This is a genomic window from Bradyrhizobium sp. USDA 4473, assembly GCF_054063335.1.
In genome coordinates, this window is the sequence record NZ_JBSSGE010000001.1 from 7631527 (window position 1) to 7654665 (window position 23139).

The window sequence follows — 23139 nt, forward strand, 5'->3', positions numbered from 1 at the left end:
GGGACCATGCACACGGAAACATCCCCGGATTTCGCTTCGCTGCATCCGGGCTACACAGCCGGCTTCTACGGCAGCACCTCGCGCCGATCGGCGAGCTGGGCATCCAGTTCGGCGCGCTTGTCGTCGAGCAGGCCGGCGTCGGCGGCCTCGATCACCGAGTAAAGCTCGGCGGCGTCGCTGAGCCGGGTCACCGTCACGTAGTCGGCGCCGGCGGCGTAGAGATCGTCGACGCCGGTCAGGAGATCGGCGGTGGCGACGATCCGCGCGGTGGGATTGAGCGCGCGGACGTGGCGCACCAGCTTCTCATTGTCGGCGCCGACCAGGAGGAAATCCGGCACGCTCAGGATGATGATCTCGGCCTTGCCGATGCCGGCATGGACCAGCGTGTCGACGTTGCTGATGTCGCCATAGATCACGTGCATGCCGCGGTCGGACAGCGTCCGGAACACCAGCGGATTGAAGTCGATGACGCTGATCTGCTCGAGCAGCGACTGGTTCTGCCGCTCGATCTGGCTGATCAGCGCGCTCGCGGCGCGGAAAAAGCCGAGGATCACGATGCGCCGGATCTCGCCATGTCCGCCCTCCTGGCCGCCCTCGCCGCGGCCTTCGCCGACATGGTCGAGATCGCGCAGTCCGATGCGCTTCAAGGGGCCGATCAGGCCGCGCACGATCTGGTCGCTGCGCCCCATCGCGAAGGTCGAGAGCACTGCCAGCACCACGAAGGCGAACGAGGCCGCGCTCGCGGTCTCGGTCCCGATATGGTTGGCGGCGATGCCGGTCTGGATCACCACCAGCGAGAACTCGGAGATCTGCGCCAGATTGATCGCCGGCAGCAGGCTGGCGCGCAGGCCCTGCTTCATCAGATAGAGCGGCGTGAATGTCGTGACCAGGCGGCTCACCACCGTGAAGGCCGCGATGACAAGCGCCAGTCCGATCACCTGCAAGCCCGGGATCGGGATCGTCATGCCGAGCGCGACGAAGAACAGCGTGATGAAGAAATCCCTGAGCGTCGTGACCTTGGCGGTGACGTCGAGCGCGTAGGGAAAGGTCGAGATCGAGACGCCCGCGACCAGCGAACCCATCTCACGCGACAGATGCAGCCGCTCGGCGATCTCGCCGATCAGGAAGCACCAGGCAAGCGCGCCGAGCAGCACCAGTTCGGGCCGCCGCGCGATTTGGTGGAACAGCCGCGGCAGCACGTAGCGGCTCAGCACCAGTGCGGTCGCGACCAGCACCGCAACGCGGGCGATCGACAGCAGCACGACGCTGATCTGCAGATTGTCGAGGCTCGGTTGAACCGCCAGGAACAGGATCGCGAAGATGTCCTGCAGCACCAGCACGCCGAGCGTGATGCGGCCCGGCAGCGTATCGAGCTCGCGCTTCTCGTAGAGCACCTTGACGATGATGACGGTCGAGGACAGCGCGCAGGCGACGCAGAGATAGACCGCATCGAACTTGCCGCCGCCGATCGCAAGGCCTATTCCCCCAAAGAACGCCACGCCGATCAGGCAGCCGCCGATCAGCTCGCCGGCGCCGGCGAACAGGATGACCTTGCCGGCGCGGATGATCTTCTTGAGGTCGATTTCGAGCCCGATCATGAACAGCATGAAGATCAGGCCGAGCTCGGAGATGACGCTGATCGATTCCTGGGACTTGACCCAGCCCATGCCGAATGGACCAATGAAAAAGCCGGCGATAAGGTACGCCAGGATCAGCGGTTGCCGGGAGAAATGGGCCAATAGCCCAATCCCCCAGGCAAACAGGATACAGAGCGTGATATCGGGAATCAGTTCATGCATGCGTCAAAGACTTCCTTTGCCGCAACCTAGAGGGCCGGGCGTGAGGATCAACCTAGCAATGTGTCACATCCGCGCAGGCGGCATTTTTCTGGCAGTTCTGCTCTGCCTGCCCACCGTGCGGGTGACGGAGGCGCTAGCACAATCTCCGGCGAGTATTGAACAAAATTTTGCGAACTCGCTGACTGCGGTGCCGTCGGAAGGCCTCACCGCCACCGGTGCGTTCTACGTGCCGGTGTATTCCAGCGTGTCGATGAGCCAGGGCAAGCTCAGGGCGGATTTCTCGGTGACGCTCAGCGTGCACAATGCCTCCGAGACCAAGCCGCTGGTGCTGAAGCGGATCGCCTATTTCGACACATCAGGCAAGATGGTGGAGAACTACCTCAAATCGCCGATCGCGCTAAAACCGTTTGCGACCGTCGAGGTCGCGATCGCGACGACCGATACACGCGGCGGCACCGGCGCGAATTTCGTGGTCGATTGGGCCGCCGCCGGCGAGATCGCGGAACCGGCAGTCGAGGCCCTGATGATCGGCAGCGTCGGCGCCGGGCACTATGCCTTCGTCAGCCAGGGCCGCCCGATCCGGCTGACCGGCAAGAACTGACTTCACGGACGTCCGCTGACGTGCGGCCGCCTCAACGATAACAACACGGAGCGAAACGTCCCATGTCCACCTCAGCCCAGTTCGATTTTGCACCACTGCTCCCGGCCGGCCTGCCTGCACCGGCTGCGCGCTGGACCGGGCTCGCCAAATACAGCTTCGTCGGCGGCAACAACGATCCCGACCAGGTCCCGGTCGACGGACTATTGGAGGCGGTCAACGCCGTGCTGAAGCGCGAGGGCCGGAATCTTGCGACCTACAACCTCGCGCACGGGCCACAGGGCTATCTGCCGCTGCGCCAGTTCCTGACCGAGAAGCTGAAGCGCGATGCCGGAATTGGCTGCACGCCGGATGAGATCATGATCGTCTCCGGTTCGCTGCAAGCGCTCGATCTGGTCAATCAAACCCTGCTCGCCAAGGGCGACACCGTGCTGATCGAGCAGGAGACCTATCAGGGCTCGCTGAACCGGCTGACGCGGCTCGGCGTCAACGCGGTCGGCATTCCCCTCGACGGCGACGGCATCCGGATCGATGCGCTGGCCGCCGCGCTCGCCGATCACAAGCGGCGCGGCATCACGCCGAAATACATCTACACCATCCCGACCGTGCAGAACCCGACCGGCTCGATCCTGCCCGAAAGCCGCCGCGCCGAGATGCTGAAGCTGTCGAAAGAATACGGCGTGCCGATCTTCGAGGACGATTGCTATGCCGATCTGATCTGGAACGGCGAGCGGCCCCCCGCGATCTACGCCATGAGCACGCATGGCGGCGTGATCCATATCGGCTCGTTCTCGAAGTCGATTGCGCCGGCGCTGCGGGTCGGCTTCATCGTCGCGCCATGGGCAATCATGTCGCGGATGCTGCCGCTGAAGACCGATGCCGGCTCCGGCGCGCTGGAGCAGATGGTGCTCGCGGAATATTGTGCGCCGCATTTCGCGACCCACGTGCCCAAACTGACGCGAGGGCTGCGCGCAAAACTCGACACGCTGATGGAGGCGCTGAACGAGCAATTCGGCACCGCGGCGGAATTCGAGGCGCCGAAGGGCGGCATCTTCCTGTGGGTCAAGCTGCCCGACAATGTCGACACGTTGAAGCTCTATCAGGCCGCGCTCGCCGCCGGGGTCTCGATCAATCCGGGACCGGAATGGTCGACCAGCAAGGCGCATTCCGGCAGCCGGCTGCGGCTCTGCTTCGCGAACCCCTCGCACGCGCAGATCCGCGAAGGCATCGCGGTGCTGGCCGAGGTGTGCCGCAAGGAATTCGGCGTGCCCGCGCGCAGCAGCAATGTGGAGAAGCGCGGCTGATGTTCCGCGCTCAACGCACCGAAAACGGCGCCTGATAGGGCCGGCCGAACGGCACGCCGTTGATGACTGTCTGCACCGGCTTCAACTGCTGATTGCCATCGCGCTTGTTGTTGCGGGTGTCGACGAAGGTGACCGGACCTTCGACGAGGTCCATGATCGCGAGGTCGCCGGGCGCGCCGCGCTGCAGCGTGCCGATCTTGGGCGTCCGATTGATGATCCGCGCCGGCGCCGAGGTCGCCATTGCCACGACCTGATCCAGCGAGGACCCCATCGCCAAAAACTTGCTCATCACGTTCGGCAGGAACGGGATGCCGGGCGAATTGCCGGAGAAGACGTGGATGTCGGAAGAGATCGTATCGGGTGTGCAGCCCGCCGGAATTGCGATCTCGGCCACCGTGAAGTCAAAGCTGCCGCCGCCATGGCCGACGTCGAACAGCACGCCGCGCTGCTTGGCCGCGAGCGCTGCGGGCAACAGCTTGCCGTCCTGCACGATGTTGGTGAAGGCGCCGGACATGTTCGGCGCGCCGGAATAGGCGTGGGTGAGGATATCGCCCGGCCGCAGCAGGTCGAGAATGTCGGACATCAGCTCCTTGGTCTCGACGCCGCCGATATGCACCATCATCCGCGCCGGCCAGCCGCACATCTCGCAGGCCTGGATACCGCGCTTCAGCGGCTCGATGCCGTGCTTGAAGATGACGTTCTCCGACATCCGCACCTTGACCCCGATCAGGAAGTCCGGGTTCTCGGCCAGCGCCATCGCGCAGGCTTCGACCTGGGCGTTGTCGATGTTGTAGAGCTCGGCCACCGGGAAGGCCGACAGGCCGTTATTGGCGATGTGGACGAAAGCATAAATCCGCGTCCGCGACTGCGCCACGATGAAGCGTCGCAGCGCCGCGAGGTTGTTGACGCCGGCATCGCCGGCCGAGACCACTGTCGTGGTGCCCTGGAATTGCACCAGCTCGTCGGCGGGAATGCCGATCGCGGATCCATAGGGGTAGACGTGGCAATGCAGATCGACGAGGCCCGGCATCACGAGCTTGCCCGACGCATCGATGATCTTGCTGGCGCGCGCGGCCGGGATCTCGTCCTCGATCGCCTCGATCAGGCCCCAGCGGATGCCGATGTCGCGCTTGCCGCGCAACGACTGGCTGGGATCGATCACGTCGCCGCTCTTGATCACGAGGTCGAACTTGTCATCCGGCCCCATCGCGGCTGCGGCCGGCCCTGCGATGGCAGCGGCGGCAGCCGATCCCGCACCTTTCAAGAAATCCCGGCGTGAAGATCCACTCACGGCAACGTCCCCCCGAACATTGATTTTTGTGGCGCGATGATGCGTCGGACTCCGGGGTTAGGCAAGCCCACCTGAACAACCGTTCAGAAAACTCTGCTTGTTCCTCAGGAACGTTTCGATGCCTGCACGGTTTTCTCGTCGCATCATTTGAGGAGGATGACATGAAAAAGATTGGTTTTGTTCTTGCGGCGATCGGCACGCTCGCAGTGGCCGTTCCGTCGATTGCGAGCGCCGAGACCGTCGTGATCAAGCGCGGCCATCACCATCATTGGGATCGCGGCTGGGGCGCGCGCGCCGAGATGCGCCGTGGTTGGCATGACCGCGGTTGGCATCGCGGCTGGCATCACGATCATGACCGCACGGTCGTGATCCGGCGCGATCGCTACTAATCACCGACACATCCAAGAGACCGACACAACGGAAAATGGCTCCTCGCGGAGCCATTTTCTTATTCTGCGTCTTGATCAGACGCTGGAGGGGCTCAATCCCACGCCGGGGCAAAGCCCGGATTGACGCAGCGCATGTCCTTGCGGAGCGCAGCGATCGCGTTGCGATCATCATCGTCGAGCTTGACCTTCAGCGCGTCGAGATTGGCCTGCTGGCTCTCCGCGCGCGAGGCCTTCGGAATCGCCGCAACGCCGTCCTGATCGAGCAGCCATTTCAGCGCCACCTGGGCTGCGGTCGCACCATGCTTCTTGCCGATCTTCGCCAGCGTCTCGTCGGTCGCGAAACGGCCCTGCGCCAGCGGACAATAGGCCACCAGCGGGATCGATTTCGCGGCGAGATATGTCCGCACCGGCGTCTGGTCCAGCATCGCGTGATATTCGATCTGGTTGCAGGCGATCGGCGCCTTGATGTCCTCGACCACGATCTTGAGCAGCGCGGTGGTGAAATTGGCGACGCCGATCGCCCGGACGCGGCCCTCCTGCTTCAGCCGCATCAGCGTTTCGAACACGGCCGGCAGCTTCATGTTCTTCGACGGCCAGTGCACCAGATAGAGATCGACGTGATCGAGCCGCAGCTTCTTCAGGCTGGCATCGAACGCCGTCCGGATCGCATCCGGTGCCAGATTCTCGTGCCACACCTTGGTCGTCACATGCAGGTCCTTGCGCGGGACCTTGGAAGCCGCGATCGCCGCGCCGATCGGCTCTTCATTGGCGTACATCTCGGCGGTGTCGATGTGCCGGTAACCGAGCCCGAGCGCGCTCTCGACCGCCGCGCGGCAGGCATCGCCCTGCATGCGGAAGGTGCCGAGCCCGAGTTGCGGCAGGCTGATGCCCTGTGTCTGCAGATTTTCCATGGATAGCTCCTGACGCGTGGGACGCCGAGGAAATCGACGACGTCACGCCAGCAAATCGTTTCGTGGAATGAAATTGGCAGGACTGCCAATGCCTAGTCTGCCCGCAAACCGGCCCTTCGGGCAAGCCGCCGCAAATCAAGATGTCGCGACGGCATTGGCGAGCTTAAATATGTTCCGCCAAGATCTGGCCGGGCCGTGCGTCCGGCCTTGGCTCGATGTCGACCGACCAGAGATCGTGGTTGTCGACGTCCTTCAGCGTCACTGTCATCACGGCGGTCCTGCCGTCGATGTCGACGCGGCCAAAGAATTGCAGGCCGAAGCAGGGCGCGAGGTTGTCGCCCTGCTCGGCGGTGCAGCCCTTCTCGTACATCGCCTTCGGGCCGAAGGTGTTGTCGAGTGCGCCCGGCGACCAGGTGCCGGCATGCAGCGGACCGGAGACGAACTCCCAGAACGGCTCGAACTCCTGGAACACGGCGCGGTTCGGATCATAGTGATGCGCCGCGGTGTAATGCATGTCCGCCGTGAGCCACACCGTGTTGCGGACGCCGGCGCGCTTCATGAAGGACAGCAGGTCGGCGATCTCGTGCTCGCGCCGCTCGGGCGGCCCGTCGCCGAGCGCAACGGCATCGAGGCTGATGAGCCCGATCGGCAGATCCGCCGCGATCACCTTCCAGACAGCATCCGATGCCATCAGTTCGCGCTTCAGCCAGGCCAGCTGACTCTCGCCGAGGATGAACGCCTGCTCCGGATCGCCCTGCTTGTTCCAGCCGGAATCGCGGTAGGAGCGCATGTCGATGATGAAGACGTCGAGCAGCGGCCCGTAGGCGATCTTGCGATAGACCCGGCCATCACGCTCCGGCATCAGCCGCATCGGCATGAATTCGTGGAACGCACGCCGCGCCCGCGCCACCAGCTTCGAATTGCCGTCCGCGTCGTAGCCGGTCGCGTCGGCGGTGCCGATCGGCGACCAGTCATCGGCCACCTCGTGGTCATCCCACTGCGCGAACACAGGCACCTCGGCATGGAAGGCGCGGAAATTCTCGTCGAGCCAGTTGTATTTGTAATTGCCGCGAAACTGCTCAAGAGTCTGCGCGACGACGGATTTCTCAGGGGTGACGACGTTGCGCCAGACCTCGCCGTTCGGCAGCGCTTGCTCCGCGGGCACCGTGCAATCCGCATAAATATGATCGCCCGAGTGGATGAAGAAATCCGGGCGCTCGTTCAGCATGGTGCGGTAGCTGCGCAGGCCGCCGCGAGCGGGGTCGATGCCCCAGCCCTGCCCAACGACGTCGCCGGACCAGACAAAGGAGACCGAGCGGCGATCGACCGGCGCAGTGCGGAAATGCCCGATGCGGCTTTCGCCGACGAGGCCGTCGCGATCCTCGAAGCTGACGCGATAGAACAGGTCCTGCCCCGGCGGCAGGCCATCCAGCAGCAGCTTTGCGGTGAAGTCGCGCTCCGGCAGCGCGTCGGCGGTCGCGCTGCGCAGGATGGTGGCAAAGCTCTCGACCGCGGCGCATTCGATCCGCATGTGCGCGGCGCGATCGGCGCGGGCCCAGATCACGGCGGAATCGCTGGCGACATCGCCGGACTGGATCCCTGTGATCGCGGGCCGATCCGCGGCGCGGCTTAGATAGGCCCTTGCCAGCGCCTCCAATCCCGCGAGCGCAGCCGTCGACGCCGAGCGCACCAGAAGTTGACGCCTTGTAAGGCCTCGCCCCCTTGCGGAGATCGCTGTCGGCATCGAATAACCTTCGTCGAATCGCAACGAAGGTTTTGCCTGGGCCGTTTGACTCCGCCCTGACGGTTTCTTGACTCTGCGCCGACGGTTTTGCGACGGCGGGATGACTCAGGGAAATTCTGGGAACGGCATCGGGCGCCGAGCGCTCACGCGCCTGACCCGTCATCCTGAGGAGGCGCCACCGGGTCCGCGCGAAGCGCGGCCCGATGACAGGCTCCGCGCGTCTCGAAGGATGAATCGGCCAGAGACGGGCCATCGATCCTTCGAGACGCGCGCAAGTGCGCGCTCCTCAGGATGACGATTTGGGATTAGTGCACCTCGAAAGAGAGAGGCGCGGCCGCCGCCTCTCACCGCCGCCAGTTGCAGATGCCGCCGGTGCGGCACGGCCAGGTCTGGATCCTGGTATCGCGGGCTTCAGCATCGAGCGGGTTCGAATGCCGACGCGCGAGCTTGGCGCGAGCAGGAACGTGCGCGACTGCGCGCTTCCGCTCGCGCGGTGCCGTCTCGCGCGGCGCCGTCACCCTGGTGGTCCGTACCGGCTTCTGCCGCTCGACCTTCGGCTCCTCAACCTTCGGTTCGGCGGCTGCATGCTGATCCGGCCCATGGTCGGCCTTCGCCTCGACCGGAACCGGCTCGAACTGCGCCTGCGGGCCAAGCGGCTTCGGCGACAGGACTGCGCGTGAAAGATCGAGGCTGAAGAACTCGCTCGGGCGGTAGTCGTCGGCCAACGCCACACCGCCCCATGCCAGGCACGCGGCGCAAACGGTTGCAACCAAAACGTTTTTCAGGACCGTCAAAAAGGCCTCCTGAAATCACTCGAACAGAACAGCCATCATGTAGGGGCCCGGCCGCGCGAATCCAGCCGCAGGTTGCGGGCAGGGTTACCGGTCAACCAAGGCGGCCGCGGAAAGTTCCCCTACTCGGCCGCCTGTGCCAGCGGCTGGCCGATCGCACGCTCCAGCCGCGCACATTCGGTGCGGTAGCGGGCGACGTTGCCTTCCTTGATGTGGCCGTAGCCGCGCACGAGGTCCGCAGCCTTGGCCAGCGCCACCAGGCGCGGCAGATCGAGCGGCTTGTTGCCGTCGAGATGCCGCAGGATCATCGCCGAATATTCGACCGGCAGCGCGCGCTCCATTTTGCGCTCGGCGGTATAGCCGAAGATGTCGAACGCGGTGCCGCGCAGGCCCTTCAGCCCGGCCAGCAAGCCGAACGCCTTGAAGATCCACGGGCCGAACTCGCGCTTCTGCAAGCGCCCGGTGACGGGATCGCGCTGTGCCAGCAGCGGGGGCGCCAGCAGGACCTTCAAACCGGAATTGCCCTCGAACTGCTCCCGCAGCGCCTTGCTGAACTCGCCATCGGAATAGAGCCGCGCGACCTCGTATTCGTCCTTGTAGGCCATCAGCTTGAACAGGCCTTTTGCAAAAGCCTCGGTCAGGTCCTGCGAGCCCGGCGCCGCCGCGGCTTCCGCCGTGCGGACACGCGCGACGTCGTCGAGATAGCGCTTGGCGTAGGCCGCGTCCTGATAGTCGGTGAGGAATTTGGCGCGGAATGCGATCGCTTCATCCAGCGTCTTCTTGGCCGGAGCTGCGCCCGCATTCTTGAAGCGGGCGGCGCTGACCACGCGCTGAAGATCGTGCGCGGCAAGCCGGCCCCACGAGAACGCGGTCTTGTTCATCTCGATCGCGGCGCCGTTGAGCTCGATCGCTTTCAGAATCGCGTCGAGCGACAGCGGGATCGCGCCGCGCTGGAACGCGAAGCCGAGCATGAAGGCGTTGGTGGCGATGCTGTCGCCCATCAGCGCGGTGGCAAGCCCGGTGGCGTCGAGGATGTCGAGATCGCCTGATGTCACCGCGCCGTTCAGGGCATCGCGCATCGAGCTTGCCTCGAAGTCGATATCGGGATCGATCACGAAGCTCGCGGTCGGCAGCAGGTCGGCGTTGACGACGGCGCGGGTGACGCCGCGCTCGGCACGGCTCAGCGCCGGCACGCTGGTGGCGACGACGAGGTCGCAGCCGAGGATCAGATTGGCATTGCCCGGCGCGATGCGGACCGTGGTCAGCATATCGGATGTAGGCGCCAGCCGGACATGGCTCATGACCGCGCCGTTCTTCTGCGACAGGCCGGTGAAGTCGAGCGTCGAGCAGGCCAGCCCCTCGACATGCGCGGCCATGCCGAGCAGCGCGCCGATGGTGATGACGCCGGTGCCGCCGATGCCGGTGATCAGGATGTTGTAGGGATTGCTCAGGGTGGCCGCAGGCGGCGTCGGCAGGTCGGCAAACAGCGCCTTCGGATCGGCAGCGGTGCGGTCGGCCTTGCGCAGCTTGGGATCCTGCACCATCACGAAGCTCGGGCAGAAGCCCTCGATGCAGGAGAAATCCTTGTTGCAGTTCGACTGGTCGATGCGGCGCTTGCGACCGAGCTCTGTCTCCAGCGGCTGCACCGAGACGCAGTTCGACGCCACCGAGCAGTCGCCGCAGCCTTCGCAGACGCGCTCATTGATGAACACGCGCTTGGCCGGATCGGGAAACAGCCCGCGCTTGCGGCGGCGGCGCTTCTCGGCGGCGCAGGTCTGGTCGTAGATCAGGACGGTGAGGCCCTCGATCTCGCGCAAGGTGCGCTGCACGGCGTCGAGCTCGCGGCGATGATGGATGGTGGCGCCCGACGGGAAATAATTGGCGGGATATTTGTCGGGATCGTCGGAGACGATCGCGAGCTTCTTGGTGCCCTCCGCCCAGACCTGATGCGCGATCTGCGAGACCGTGAAGCCGCCCTCGGCGGGCTGACCGCCGGTCATCGCCACCGCATCGTTGTAGAGGATCTTGTAGGTGATGTTGACGCCGGCGGCCGCCGCCGCGCGCAGCGCCAGCAGACCGGAATGCGTGTAGGTGCCGTCGCCGAGATTCTGGAACACGTGCTGTTCGCTGGTGAACGGCGCCTGCCCGATCCAGCTCACGCCCTCCGCGCCCATATGCGAGATGGTCTGGGTGTTGCGGTTCGGCACCGACAGCGCCATGCCGTGACAGCCGATGCCGGCCATCGCGCGGCTGCCCTCGGGGATCTTGGTCGACGAATTGTGCGGGCAGCCCGAGCAGAAATACGGCGTCCGCGACAGTTTCGCGGTCCCCGTACCCTCGGCCGGACGATCGAACGCCTCGAGTTTTGCCAGGCGCTGCTCCAGCAGCGGACTGCGGTGGCCGAGCTTGCGCAGCCGCGCCACCACGGCGGCGGCGACCATGGTCGGCGTCAACTCGCCCTCGCTCGGCAACAGCGGCGCGCCGCTCTCGTCGCGCTTGCCGACCACCGACGGACGCCTGGCAGCATCCATGTTGTAGAGGATGCGGACCAGCTGGTCCTCGATGAAGCCGCGCTTCTCCTCGACCACCAGCACGTCCTGCAAGCCCTCGGCGAAGGCGCGCGCGCCGTTTGCTTCGAGCGGCCAGGTCAGCGCCACCTTGTAGATGCGCAGCCCCAGCGCCTGCGCCTCGGCATCGGTGATGCCGAGATCGGCGAGCGCCTGGCGCAAGTCGAGATAGGCCTTGCCGGTCGCCATGATGCCGAGCCGCGCCGGCTTGGAATCCAGCACGATGCGGTCGAACCGGTTGGCGCGGGCGAAGGCCGCGATGGCCTCCATCTTGGGTCCGTGCAGACGACGTTCGGCCTCCAGCGGCGGATCCGGCCAGCGGATCGAGAGCCCGCCCGGCGGCATCTCGAAATCGTCGGGCATGATGATCCTGATGCGGTCGGGATCGCTGACGATCGAGGCCGAGCTTTCCACCGTCTCGGAGATCGCCTTGAAGCCGACCCAGCAGCCGGAATAGCGCGACAGCGCAAAGCCGAGGATGCCGAGATCGAGATAATCCTGCAACGTTGCCGGATTGACCACCGGCATCAGCGCCGAGGCGAACACCTGCTCGCTCTGATGCGCGAGCGTGGAGGACTGGCAGCCATGGTCGTCACCGGCGAGCGCGATCACGCCGCCATTCGGCGAGGTGCCGGCCGAGTTGGCGTGCTTGAGCGCATCGAGCGAGCGGTCGACGCCGGGGCCCTTGCCGTACCAGATGCCGAACACGCCATCGACCTTGGCGCCGGGGAACATGCCGACCTGCTGGCTGCCCCAGACCGCGGTCGCCGCCAGATCCTCGTTGAGGCCGGGAACGAAGGCGATGTCATGCTGCTTCAGAAAGGATTTCGCTCGCCACAGCGCATGGTCGTACATGCCGAGCGGCGAGCCGCGGTAACCGGAGATGAAACCGGCGGTGCTCAGCCCGTGCGCGCGGTCGCGTTCGCGCTGCAACATGGGCAATCGGACCAGCGCCTGGGTACCGGAGAGGAAGATTCGCTTGGTGTCCAACCGGTACTTGTCGTCCAGTCCAACTTCCATCAACGCCATCAGTCAGGCTCCCCGCCGGTTAGTCGCGCCGGTCCGCACCGGTCTCGTTGTCGTCGGAATAATCATGCATCAGCATGCACTGATTTTGTTATGCATGAACAGCCCCGTTCCATGGCCGCAGCACATATCTCGTGCTGCGCCTGCGAGGCCTTGTTGCTCCGCGAGGCTTTGTAGTCCTGCGAGGCTTGCCGAACCCCGGCATCTTTGAAACGGTGGCGGGCAAAGGGAGACCAAGGATGATTACAGTCGAATCCGCGTTCACGACGGAAATCGTGGAGAAGGAGAGTCTGCTGGTGGGTCCCTGGCGCAGCCCGAAGCAGATGCTGCAGGCCCAGACCTACGACTCCCACGCGTCGATCCACGACGACGCAACCGCGCAGAAGCTCGGCTTCCGCGGCGGCACGATCGAGGGACCGACCCATTTCAGCCAGTTCGCGCCGCTGTGCGAGCGGATCTGGGGCCGCGCCTGGTTCATGACCGGATGCCTCTCCGCGCATTATCGCAACCCGGTGTTCGAAGGCGAAGAGGTGCAGGCCCAGATCGAGAAGCCGAAGCCGGGGCAGACCGTTTGCACCATCGGGATGATCAAGCGCGACGGCACTGAAATCCTGCGCGGCACCGCCTCGATCGACGGTGACGGCAGCGAGACCGCGCTGAGCCATCGGCTCGGCGAACTGAAGCCGCTGACCGATCCGGTGATCCTCGCCGACATCAAGGTCGGCATGAAGACGCCGCGGCAGGCGATCAGGATGGATTTCGACCAGAACATGGGCGATCTCTACCCGTTCTCGCTGGCCGACAAGCTCAAGGTGATCACCGAGCCGTCGGACTATTATTCGCTGGAGCACAATCCCTGGGGCCGCGCCATCATCCCGATGGAGATGCTGAGCGTGCTGTTCCAGTACCGCGCCCGCGAGGACCGGTTGCCGGTCCGTGGGCCCGCCGTCGGGCTGTTCGCCGACCAGGAGATCCGGCTCGTGCGCGGGCCGCTATTCCCGGGCGAGACCTATTGGGTCGAGCGCGAGGTCGTGGCGCTCTCCGGCAGCAAGCGCACCGAGAGCATGTGGGTGCGCTCGACGGTGTTCGATGCCGACAACGCCGTGGTTGCGACCATGCTGCTCAACGGCGCCAGCATGAAGGACTCCTACGCCAATTACGAAAGCGAGCACAAAGCCCTCTACGGCTGAGACAATAGCCGCCTGTTCCGCAAGCCGCCGAACCAAGGATAACAACAATGGCCCGCCTGCCCTATCTCGAAGCCGACCAGGTCGCGCCAGAATATCGCGACATGCTCAAGCGCAACACCAATCTGCACAAGCTGCTGGTCAACTCGCCGGAGATGGCGCGCGCCTTCAACGGCGTCGGCGGCTATATCCGCTTCAAGAGCAAGCTCGATCCGCGCTTGCGCGAGCTTGCGATCCTGCAGGTCGGCTGGCTCGAGAAGTCGGAATACGAGTTCACCCACCATGTGAAGATCGGCAAGGAGTTCGGCGTCACCGACGAGGACATCCAGGGCCTGATCGCCGAGACCAACGGCCAGCCCTCGGCGCTCGAGCCGTTGGCGAAAACGATCCTCAGGGGTGCCCGCGAGATGGTGCGCGAGCTCGCGATGTCGGAGGCGACCTTCGCCGAGATCAAGCGGGAGCTGTCCGACGAACACATGACCGACCTGGTACTGACCATCGCGTTCTACTGCGCCGTGGTGCGGGTGCTTGCCACCATGCAGATCGACAACGAGCCCACCTACAAAGAGGTACTGCAACAGTACCCGATCCCGGGAGTGAAGTGAGATGCGCCTTAAAGATCGCGTCGCCATCGTCGTCGGCGCCGGCCAGAGCCCCGGCGAGGGTATCGGCAACGGCCGCGCCACTGCGCTGACCTTCGCCCGCGAAGGCGCCAAGGTGCTGTGTGTCGATCACAACCTGGCGTCGGCCCAGGAGACCGTCGACCTGATCGCGGCCAAGGGCGGCACGTCAGTTGCCTTCAAGGCCGACGTCACCAAAAATGCCGACATCAAGGCGATGGTCGCGGATGCGCATGGCCGCTGGGGCAGCGTCGATATCCTGCACAACAATGTCGGCGTCAGCCTGTCCGGCGGCGATGCCGAACTGCTCGACCTTACCGAAGAAGCGTTCGACCGCTGCGTGGCGATCAACCTGAAGAGCTGCATCCTCGCCGCCAAGCATGTGATCCCGATCATGCGCCGGCAGCAGCGCGGCTCGATCATCAACATCTCGTCGATGGCCGCGATCACGACCTATCCCTACGTCGCCTACAAGGCGACCAAGGCGGCGATGATCGCCTTCACCGAACAGCTCGCCTACCAGAATGCGCAATATGGCATTCGCGCAAACGTGATCCTGCCGGGATTGATGAACACGCCGATGGCGGTGGACACGCGGGCGCGCGAATTCAAGAAGAGCCGCGCCGAGGTCGAGGCCGAGCGCGACAGCAAGGTGCCGCTGCGTCACAAGATGGGCACCGGCTGGGATGTCGCCAATGCCGCGCTGTTTCTCGCCTCTGATGAGGCGAATTTCGTGACCGGTGTCACGTTGCCGGTCGATGGCGGCGCAAGCGTGCGGCGCGGTTAACCCGGACGATTAACCTATGTGACCACGCGCGGTTAATCTATGTGACGCAATCACGCGTTATTGCGCCGCAATGATTCGAAAAAATTGAAGTATTCCAATGACACGGCGATGTGACGGCGCGTCCACATAAATCGAAATCCTGACTCGTTGTGGTCGCACGAAATTCATCTGCGCTCGGTATCTCGCACGCCAAGAACTTCTGGAGTGCCTGGACCGATGAGCGAAGAATTCGAACTCAGACCCGATCAGTGGGATGCGCTGAAAACGCTGCGGGCTCCCGCAGCAAACCCGTCACGGCTGAACCGATTTGCCGTCGAGAGCCTGATCACGCTCGGCTACGTCGCCATGCGCGGCGATTCGTTTGAACTGACGCCCGCGGGCCGCAAGGTGCTGGTCCGCGGTTCGTCGCTGCTGCTGCTCGATATCGCAGCCTGATCCTTCGAAGCTGACATCAAGCTTACACACGCGGCATCATGCCGCGTGTGCCTTTCCCGGGATCGTCGCCTCGCCGTGCTGCGTCAGCGGCTTCATGCCGGTGAGGCTGCGCAGCAGCACATAGAACACCGGCGTCAGGAACAGGCCGAACACCGTGACGCCGATCATGCCGGAGAACACCGCGACGCCCATCGCGCGCCGCATCTCCGAACCCGCGCCGGTCGACAGCACCAGCGGCAGCACGCCCATGATGAACGCCATCGACGTCATCAGGATCGGCCGCAGCCGCAGCCGGCTCGCCTCGATCGCGGCGCGAATCGGTGAGCGCCCGGCGAATTCGAGCTCGCGCGCGAACTCGACGATCAGGATGGCGTTCTTGGCCGACAAGCCGACCAGCACGATCAGGCCGATCTGGGTGAAGACGTTGTTGTCGCCCTTCGACAGCCAGACGCCGAACATCGCGGCCAGCAGGCCCATCGGCACGATCATGATGATCGAGAGCGGCAGCGCCAGGCTCTCATAGAGCGCGGCGAGCACCAGGAACACCAGGAGGATCGCAAGCGGAAACACCCAGAGCCCGGAATTGCCGGCGATGAACTCCTGATAGGTCAGGTCGGTCCATTCGAAGGCAAAGCCCGGCGGCAACACTTCGGCCGCGATCCGCGTCGCCGCCTCCTGCGCCTGGCCGGAGGAATAGCCGGGCGCGGCCGCGGCGTTGATGTCCGACGACAGGAAGCCGTTGTAGCGGATCGCACGTTCCGGACCCGCGCTCTGGCGGACTTTCAGCAAGGCCGACAGCGGCACCATGTCGCCGGACGACGAACGCACCTTCAATTGTCTGATGTCGTCGGCACGCGCGCGGAACGGCGCGTCGGCCTGCACATAGACCGAATAGGTGCGGCCGAATTTGTTGAAGTCGTTGACATAGTAGGAACCGAGATAGATCTGCAGCGTGTTGAAGACTTCCGTAACGGGCACGCCGAGCTGCAACGCCTTGGTGCGGTCGATCTCGGCGAACAGCTGCGGCACGTTGACCTGGAAGCTCGAGAATGCACCAGCGATCTCCGGCGCCTTCTGGATCGCGCCCATGAACGCCTTGGTGGCGTCGTTCAGCGCCTCATAGCCGAGGCCCGCACGGTCCTCGATCTGCAGCTTGAAGCCGCCGATGGTGCCGAGACCGTTGACCGGCGGCGGCGGGAACATGGCGATGAAGGCGTCCTGGATGCCGGCATATTTCTTGTTCAGCGCCATCGCGATCGCAGGTCCCGAGAGCGACGGATCCTTGCGCTCGTCGAACGGCTTCAACGTCGAAAACACGATGCCGGCGTTGGAGGAGTTGGTGAAGCCGGAGATCGACAGGCCGGGGAATGCCACCGAGCTTTCGACACCCGGCTGGGTCAGCGCGATGTCGCTCATCTTGCGGATCACTTCCTCGGTGCGGTCGAGCGTCGCGCCGTCGGGCAGCCGGGCAAAGCCGACCAGATACTGCTTATCCTGGCCCGGCACGAAGCCCGACGGCACCTGCTTGAACAGCACGCCGGTCACGCCGATCAGCAGCACGTAGAGGCCGATCACCACGGCCTTGCCGTAGATCACCTTGGTGACGGTACGGCCGTAGTTCTCCGAGGACTTGGTGAAGACCTTGTTGAAGCCGCGGAAGAACCAGCCCAGCGACCGTTCCATGATCCGGCTCAGCCAGTCCTTCGGTTCGTGATGGCCCTTCAAGAGCAGCGCCGACAGCGCCGGCGACAGCGTCAGCGAGTTGATCGCCGAGATCACGGTCGAGATCGCAATCGTCAGCGCGAACTGCTTGTAGAACTGCCCGGTGAGGCCGGAGATGAAGGCGAGCGGCACGAACACCGCGATCAGGACCAGCGCGATCGCGATGATCGGACCGGACACTTCGCGCATCGCCTGGTTGGTGGCGTCGCGCGGCGACAGCCCGGATTCGATGTTGCGCTCGACGTTCTCGACCACGACGATGGCGTCGTCGACCACGATACCGATCGCGAGCACCAGGCCGAACAGGCTGAGCGCGTTGATCGAGAAGCCGAACACATGCATCACCGCGAAGGTGCCGACGATCGACACCGGAACCGCGATCAAGGGAATGATCGAGGCGCGCCAGGTCTGCAGGAACAGGATCACGACCAGCACGACGAGCGCGATCGCCTCGAGCAGGGTGTGGATCACGGCCTCGATCGAGGAGCGCACGAACTGGGTGGGATCGTAGACGATCTGGTAGGACACGCCTTCCGGCATGTTCTTCTTGATCTCGGCCATGGTGGCGCGGACATGGTCGGAGATCTCAAGCGCGTTCGAGCCCGGCGCCTGGAAGATCGGGATCGCGACCGCCTGCTTGTTGTCGAGCAGCGAGCGCAGGCCGTATTCGGAGGCGCCAAGCTCGATCCGGGCGACGTCGCGCAGCCGCACCACCTCGCCGGCTGAGCCGGTCTTGACCACGATGTCGCCGAACTGCTCCTCGGTCGACAGCCGTCCCTCCGCGTTGACGGAGAGCTGCAGGTCGAGACCCTTGACGCTCGGCGAGGAGCCGACCACGCCGGCGGCCGCCTCGACGTTCTGCGCCTGGATCGCGCGCACCACATCGCTTGCGGTCAGGCTGTGCTCGGCCGCCTTCTGCGGATCGACCCAGACCCGCATCGAATAGTCGCCCGCGCCATAGAGCTGGACGTCGCCGACGCCGTCGATCCGTGCCAGCCGGTCCTTGACGTTGAGCACTGCGTAGTTGCGCAGATACGTCATGTCGTAGCGGTTGTTCGGCGACAGCAGATGCACGACCATGGTGAGGTCGGGCGAGCTCTTCTTGGTGATGATGCCGAGCTGGCGCACCACGGCCGGCAGGCGCGGCTCGGCCTGCTGCACACGGTTCTGTACCAGTTGCGTCGCCTTGTCGGGGTCGGTGCCGAGCCGGAACGTCACCGTCAGCGTCATCGCGCCGTCGGTGGTCGCCTGGCTCGACATATAAAGCATGCCTTCGACGCCGTTGATCTGCTCCTCGATCGGCGTGGCCACCGTCTCGGCGATCACCTTCGGATTGGCGCCGGGATAGGTCGCGCGTACCACGACCGACGGCGGCACCACATCGGGATATTCCGAGATCGGCATCGCCACCAGCGAGATCAGGCCGGCCAGGAAGATCAGGATCGATAGCACGCCGGCGAAGATCGGCCGGTCGATGAAGAATTTCGAGAGATTCATGGCTCCGCCCCCGCGTGTAGCGCCTAGCGCTGCACGACGTGCTGGTTGGTTTCAGTGGATGCCTGCTGCATGCCGCGGGCGCCCATCTCGGCGACTTCCATCTTCAGAAGCGCACCGGGACGCACGCGTTGCAGGCCATTGACGACGATGCGGTCGCCGGATTTCAGGCCGGCGGTGACGATCCGCAGGCCATCGACCGCGCCGCCAAGGGTGACCGAGCGGTAGACCGCGCGGCTGTCGTCGCCGACCAGCATGACGAACTTCTTGTCCTGGTCGGTGCCGACGGCGCGCTCGTCGATCAGCACCAGGGTCTGCTGCTTGGGCTGGCCCATGCGCACGCGGGCGAACTGGCCGGGGATCAATCGCCCGTCATCGTTGTTGAACACGGCGCGGACGCGAATGGTGCCGCTCTGACCGTTGACCTGGTTGTCGATCAGCTGGATGTGCCCCTTGGCGCTGAGGCCGCCCGACGTCACCATGTCGACCGGGATCTGGTCGAGATTGCCGCGCTTGCCGGAGGCATCCGCGATCGAATTCAGCGCGCGCAGCACCACTTCCTCGTCGGCATCGAAGCTCGCATAGATCGGATTGACCGAGACCAGCGAAGTCAGCACCGGCGAAGATGTCCCCGCTGCGACGAGATTGCCGACCGTGACCTCGATCCGGCCGACCCGGCCGTCGACCGGCGCGCGGACCTCGGTGTAGTCGAGATTGAGCTTTGCAGTCTGCAACGCGGCTTCGGCGGCTTTCACGTTAGCGATCGCCTCGCGATTGGTGTTGTCGCGCTGGTCGAAATCGCGCTTGGTGACGATGTTGTTGCCGACCAGCTGCGCGCCGCGCTCAACCTCATTGGCGGCAAAAACCGCACGGGCCTTGGCGGCCTCGAGCTGCGCCTGGGCCCGGTCGACCTCGGCCGCATAGGGCGCAGGGTCGATCTTGAACAGGATGTCTCCGGCCTTCACCAGCGCGCCCTCGGTGAAGTTGGTCGACAGGATCGCACCCGCCACCCGCGGACGCAGCTGGACGCGATCGACGGCCTCGAGGCGGCCGGAGAAGTCATCGAACAGGGTGGTCGGCCGCGGGTGGATCACGGCCACGGTGACCGGCACCGCCGGTTCAGCGGCGGCGGTGGCAGTCGCGGTCGCCTGGGCTGCATGGAAATAGTGGCCGGTCGCGATCGACCCGGCCGCCGCGAGGGCGCCAAGGATCACGACACCGCCGACGACGCGTCGGAAACCGCCGAAACGGGGATTTTGGGTTGACGAGGGCATTCACGCGCTCCAGATATCTGTAGTGTTCGCTACAGATGTGGAGCTGGACGCCGGTTCGCAAGATACTTATGTATCGAGCACTATGAATTTATTATCTCATTCGTGGGGAAATGGGAAGACGCGGAAAAACATCACGTGCAACAAGAGGATAAGCCGGGGACAATCCGTCGCAGAAACGGCACCCGGCTTACGGAGCAACGACAAATGGGAATGGGACGCCCCCGCGCCTTCGACGCGGACGCCGCTTTGGACCGGGCCATGGATGTGTTCTGGCGCCATGGTTACGAGGGCGCGACGATCGCGCAGCTCACCGAGGCGATGAGCATCAATCCGCCGAGCCTGTATGCCGCCTTTGGCAGCAAGGAAGGCCTGCTGAAGGCCGCGCTCGACCGCTACACCGAGAAGCGCGACGCCTGGATGGACCGGGTGCTTGATGCCCCGACCGCGCACGAGGTGGCCGAACGATTCGTGATGGAGCATGCGGACGCCCAGACCGACCCCGCCAACCCGCCCGGCTGTCTGCTGGTGCAGGGCGGCCTTGCCTGCGGCACCGGCTCGGAGAACGTTCCGTTTGAACTGGCGGCGCGTCGCACCCGAACCGAGGACCAGTTGCGCAAACGCTTCGACCGCGCCAAGACCGAAGGTGACCTCGGCGAGAGCGTCGATCCAGCCACGCTTGCGCGCTATCTCTCCGCGGTGACGTCAGGCATGTGCGTGATGGCCTCCTCGGGTGCCGACCGCAACGCGCTGCGCGAGATCGCTGCGGTGTCGCTGAAGGCGTTCGACGAGCAGACGAAGGGCTGAGCGGCCCGTTACGTCACCACATCGTCTGGCGCGCACGCTCCGGCCACTCGCGATCATATGTCTCGCCGCCGACCGTGTGCTCGCTCATCTCGGCAAGGATCTGGCCCGGCGTCGGCAAGGTCGTCGCATCGACCCGCTTGTCGGGATTCCAGAGGTCGGAGCGCACGATCGCGCGGGCGCACTGGAAGTAGATTTCGTCCACAGTCAGCACGATCACCGTACGCGGCGCCTTGCCTTCCATCTTGAAGGAGGCGAGCAGCTCCGGCTCGGCCGTGACATAGGCGCGGCCGTTGACGCGCAGCGTGCTGCCCGAGCCCGGAATCAGGAACAGCAGCCCGACGCGGGGATCGCGCACGATGTTGCGCAGCGAGTCGCAGCGATTGTTGCCGCGGCGATCCGGCATCATCAGCGTCTTCGGATCATGGATGCGCACGAAGCCCGGCAGGTCGCCGCGCGGCGAGCAATCGAGTCCCTCGGGCCCCGAGGTCGCCAGCGACACGAATGGCGATTTCTCGATGAGCACACGATAGAGCGGCGTCACATGATCGGCGACCTTCACGGTCGACGCGTCGTTCGGAAAGCCGTAGATCGCCTCAAGCTGCTCGATCGTAGAGATCACCGACATCAGTGCTGTTCTCCCTCTGTGGTTAGTCGTCCCAGCGCTCGCCCTTGATGATGCGGACCAGCTGTCGCGCGTGATATTCGGCGGTGCCGGAATTGACGATGGTGAAATCGGGCGTCGCCGTGCTCTCGTCGACGGTACGAGACAGCCGCTGCGCGAGCAGGCCGTCGCTGCTGCGCGCCCGCGCGGCCAGCCGTGCCGCCAGCACGTCCGGCGGCGCCGAGATCGACACCACGACCGCATTGGCATAGTTGCGCCGCGCCGCCGCGATCACGGTGCGCGACACGTTCGCGATCACCGTGCGCCCGGCGCGGATCTCGTCGTCGATCGTCCGCGACAGCGCGTAGCGATGGCCGTGCGCTTCCCAGTGCAACGCATAGTCACCGGCGGCAACCGCGTTCTGGAACGTTTCCGCGCTGACCTCCTCATTGTCTTCCGACGCCGAGGCCTGGCGGGTGATCAGGCGGCGGGGAAACACGATGTCACGATCACCAGCGCAGGCCGCTTTCGCGAGCCCCAGCAGCGTATCCTTGCCGGCGCCGCTCGGGCCGACCACCAGGATCAACCGGCCGGGACCGATCGTGCTGGCATGCGGCCCGGCGATGACGGACGCGTCGGTCACGCCACCCTCCCCCCTTCGCGCCAGACGCTGCGCACCACGGGCAGGTCGCGCGCGACGTGGACGCGGATCAGATCGGCGCGCCGGCCGACCGCGATCTCGCCGCGATCGATGAGCCCGACGGCTTCCGCCGGCGTCTTGGTCACCGTGCGGACGGCAGCAGCGAGATCGATCGCCGGCACATGCCGCGGCAATTGCAACGCCGCCATCAACAGGCTCGACGGGATGTAATCCGACGACAGGATGTCGAGCATGCCCTCATTGGCGAGATCGACCGCGGCGATATTGCCGGAGTGCGAGCCGCCGCGGACCACGTTCGGCGCGCCCATCAGGATGTCGATGCCTGCCGCATGCAGGCCGCGCGCGGCTTCCATCGTGGTCGGGAATTCCGCGACCGCGACCTTGTCGTTGATGGCGTCGACCACGTTCTCGTCCGTGGTGTCGTCATGGCTCGCCAGCGGGATCCTGTGCGCATGCGCCAGCGCCACGATCGCGCGGGTGTTGGCGACGGCATATTCCTTCTGGTAGGCGAAGCGCCGCGCGAACAGCACGTCGAGCTGGGCGTCGGTCATGCCGCCGCCCTTGCCGCGATAGTAGTCGCGCAGCTTGACCTCGTCGCGGAACTGGCGCTGGCCCGGCGTGTGGTCCATCAGCGACATCAGCCGCACGTCGGGCCGGTCGATCAGCTCCTTGGCCTCGGCGACGACGTCAGGCATCGGCACCTCGCAGCGCAGATGCAGGAAGTGATCGGCGCGCAGCAGGTTCTCCTCGCGCGCGGCCGAGATCGCCGCCGCCAGCACGCCGGCGCGGCCGTCGACATCCTCGGCGCCGTCCTCGCGCCAGACCCGCAGCGAATCCAGCACCGTGGTGATGCCCGAGGTCGCGAGCTGGCCATCATAGGAGATCACGGCGGCAACCGGATTCCAGAACACTTTCGGCCGCGGCACGTAGTGCATCTCGAGATGGTCGGTGTGCAGCTCGATCAGCCCGGGCATCAGCAGATCGCCGCCGGCATCCTCGGCAGCCTCCGGCGCCCTGCCCTCGCCGAACTCGGCGATCTTGCCATCCGCGATCGCGAGCCAGCCCTGCTCGATCACGCGATCGGCGAGGACCAGCCGGGCGTTGCCGATGATGGTGTCTTGCTTGGCGGTCATT

The 23139-nt window shown here is 65.1% G+C and carries 19 protein-coding genes; 8 read left to right on the plus strand and 11 right to left on the minus strand.

Going from position 1 to position 23139, the window contains the following annotated elements; translation table 11 throughout:
- Nucleotides 1-65: 65 nt before the first annotated feature.
- Nucleotides 66-1799, minus strand: a complete 1734-nt coding sequence (locus ACVW17_RS35740; protein WP_456798647.1) for a cation:proton antiporter domain-containing protein — start codon at nt 1797-1799, stop codon at nt 66-68.
- 58 nt (nt 1800-1857) lie between these two features.
- Here ACVW17_RS35740 and ACVW17_RS35745 point away from each other — a divergent pair, with 58 nt between their 5' ends.
- Both ACVW17_RS35745 and ACVW17_RS35750 read left to right on the plus strand, forming a co-directional pair.
- Complete coding sequence (locus ACVW17_RS35745; protein ID WP_456756213.1) at nt 1858-2400, plus strand: DUF3124 domain-containing protein; 543 nt, start codon at nt 1858-1860, stop codon at nt 2398-2400.
- Nucleotides 2401-2462: 62 nt separating this feature from the next.
- Nucleotides 2463-3701: an aminotransferase-like domain-containing protein gene (locus tag ACVW17_RS35750; RefSeq protein WP_456798648.1), complete on the plus strand. Its 1239-nt coding sequence runs from the start codon at nt 2463-2465 to the stop codon at nt 3699-3701.
- Between the two features lie 10 nt (nt 3702-3711).
- Here ACVW17_RS35750 and ACVW17_RS35755 read toward each other — a convergent pair whose 3' ends face one another.
- Nucleotides 3712-4992, minus strand: a complete 1281-nt coding sequence (locus tag ACVW17_RS35755; protein ID WP_456798649.1) for an amidohydrolase family protein — start codon at nt 4990-4992, stop codon at nt 3712-3714.
- Nucleotides 4993-5153: 161 nt separating this feature from the next.
- Between ACVW17_RS35755 and ACVW17_RS35760 the strand changes: the two genes are divergently transcribed.
- Complete coding sequence (locus ACVW17_RS35760) at nt 5154-5381, plus strand: hypothetical protein (protein WP_456756216.1); 228 nt, start codon at nt 5154-5156, stop codon at nt 5379-5381.
- Between the two features lie 92 nt (nt 5382-5473).
- Here ACVW17_RS35760 and ACVW17_RS35765 read toward each other — a convergent pair whose 3' ends face one another.
- From ACVW17_RS35765 to ACVW17_RS35780, 4 genes are all read right to left on the minus strand, one after another.
- The gene (locus ACVW17_RS35765; RefSeq protein ID WP_456798650.1) at nt 5474-6292 is read right to left on the minus strand and encodes an aldo/keto reductase; all 819 of its coding nucleotides are present in this window, start codon (nt 6290-6292) and stop codon (nt 5474-5476) included.
- A gap of 163 nt (nt 6293-6455) precedes the next feature.
- On the minus strand, nt 6456-8036 hold the full coding sequence (locus ACVW17_RS35770) for an alkaline phosphatase D family protein (RefSeq protein WP_456798651.1): 1581 nt from the start codon (nt 8034-8036) through the stop codon (nt 6456-6458).
- Nucleotides 8037-8380: 344 nt separating this feature from the next.
- Nucleotides 8381-8767, minus strand: coding sequence for a hypothetical protein (locus ACVW17_RS35775; protein WP_456799013.1), 387 nt, complete (start codon nt 8765-8767; stop codon nt 8381-8383).
- A 182-nt stretch (nt 8768-8949) separates the two neighbouring features.
- Nucleotides 8950-12423, minus strand: a complete 3474-nt coding sequence (locus ACVW17_RS35780; protein WP_456798652.1) for an indolepyruvate ferredoxin oxidoreductase family protein — start codon at nt 12421-12423, stop codon at nt 8950-8952.
- Nucleotides 12424-12659: 236 nt separating this feature from the next.
- Here ACVW17_RS35780 and ACVW17_RS35785 point away from each other — a divergent pair, with 236 nt between their 5' ends.
- The 4 genes from ACVW17_RS35785 (at nt 12660) to ACVW17_RS35800 (ending at nt 15449) form a co-directional block, all read left to right on the plus strand.
- A complete protein-coding gene (locus ACVW17_RS35785; RefSeq protein ID WP_456798653.1) occupies nt 12660-13610 on the plus strand; it encodes a hypothetical protein in 951 nt (316 codons plus the stop codon).
- A gap of 47 nt (nt 13611-13657) precedes the next feature.
- Complete coding sequence (locus ACVW17_RS35790; protein ID WP_456798654.1) at nt 13658-14212, plus strand: carboxymuconolactone decarboxylase family protein; 555 nt, start codon at nt 13658-13660, stop codon at nt 14210-14212.
- Between the two features lies 1 nt (nt 14213).
- Nucleotides 14214-15014, plus strand: coding sequence for an SDR family NAD(P)-dependent oxidoreductase (locus ACVW17_RS35795; protein WP_456798655.1), 801 nt, complete (start codon nt 14214-14216; stop codon nt 15012-15014).
- A gap of 216 nt (nt 15015-15230) precedes the next feature.
- Nucleotides 15231-15449 carry a hypothetical protein gene (locus ACVW17_RS35800; protein WP_456798656.1) on the plus strand — a complete coding sequence of 73 codons (219 nt, stop codon included), beginning with the start codon at nt 15231-15233 and terminating at the stop codon, nt 15447-15449.
- Between the two features lie 36 nt (nt 15450-15485).
- Here the strand turns inward: ACVW17_RS35800 and ACVW17_RS35805 are convergent, their stop codons facing one another.
- Nucleotides 15486-18668 (minus strand): efflux RND transporter permease subunit, encoded by a 3183-nt coding sequence (locus ACVW17_RS35805; RefSeq protein WP_456798657.1) that lies wholly within the window; start codon nt 18666-18668, stop codon nt 15486-15488.
- Between the two features lie 23 nt (nt 18669-18691).
- Nucleotides 18692-19939 (minus strand): efflux RND transporter periplasmic adaptor subunit, encoded by a 1248-nt coding sequence (locus ACVW17_RS35810; RefSeq protein ID WP_456798658.1) that lies wholly within the window; start codon nt 19937-19939, stop codon nt 18692-18694.
- 204 nt (nt 19940-20143) lie between these two features.
- On the opposite strand from ACVW17_RS35810, the gene ACVW17_RS35815 reads away from it, so the two are divergent.
- Entirely contained in the window at nt 20144-20743 is a 600-nt protein-coding gene (locus tag ACVW17_RS35815) for a TetR/AcrR family transcriptional regulator (protein ID WP_456798659.1), read from the plus strand.
- 13 nt (nt 20744-20756) lie between these two features.
- Here the strand turns inward: ACVW17_RS35815 and ACVW17_RS35820 are convergent, their stop codons facing one another.
- From ACVW17_RS35820 to ACVW17_RS35830, 3 genes are read right to left on the minus strand one after another with little or no spacing between them, the layout of a single operon-like run.
- Nucleotides 20757-21368 carry a pyridoxamine 5'-phosphate oxidase family protein gene (locus tag ACVW17_RS35820; RefSeq protein WP_456798660.1) on the minus strand — a complete coding sequence of 204 codons (612 nt, stop codon included), beginning with the start codon at nt 21366-21368 and terminating at the stop codon, nt 20757-20759.
- Between the two features lie 22 nt (nt 21369-21390).
- Nucleotides 21391-21987, minus strand: a complete 597-nt coding sequence (gene phnN / locus ACVW17_RS35825; RefSeq protein ID WP_456798661.1) for a phosphonate metabolism protein/1,5-bisphosphokinase (PRPP-forming) PhnN — start codon at nt 21985-21987, stop codon at nt 21391-21393.
- Entirely contained in the window at nt 21984-23138 is a 1155-nt protein-coding gene (locus tag ACVW17_RS35830) for an alpha-D-ribose 1-methylphosphonate 5-triphosphate diphosphatase (protein WP_456798662.1), read from the minus strand. The genes phnN and ACVW17_RS35830 overlap by 4 nt, the downstream gene beginning before the upstream one ends.
- Between the last annotated feature and the right edge of the window lies 1 nt (nt 23139).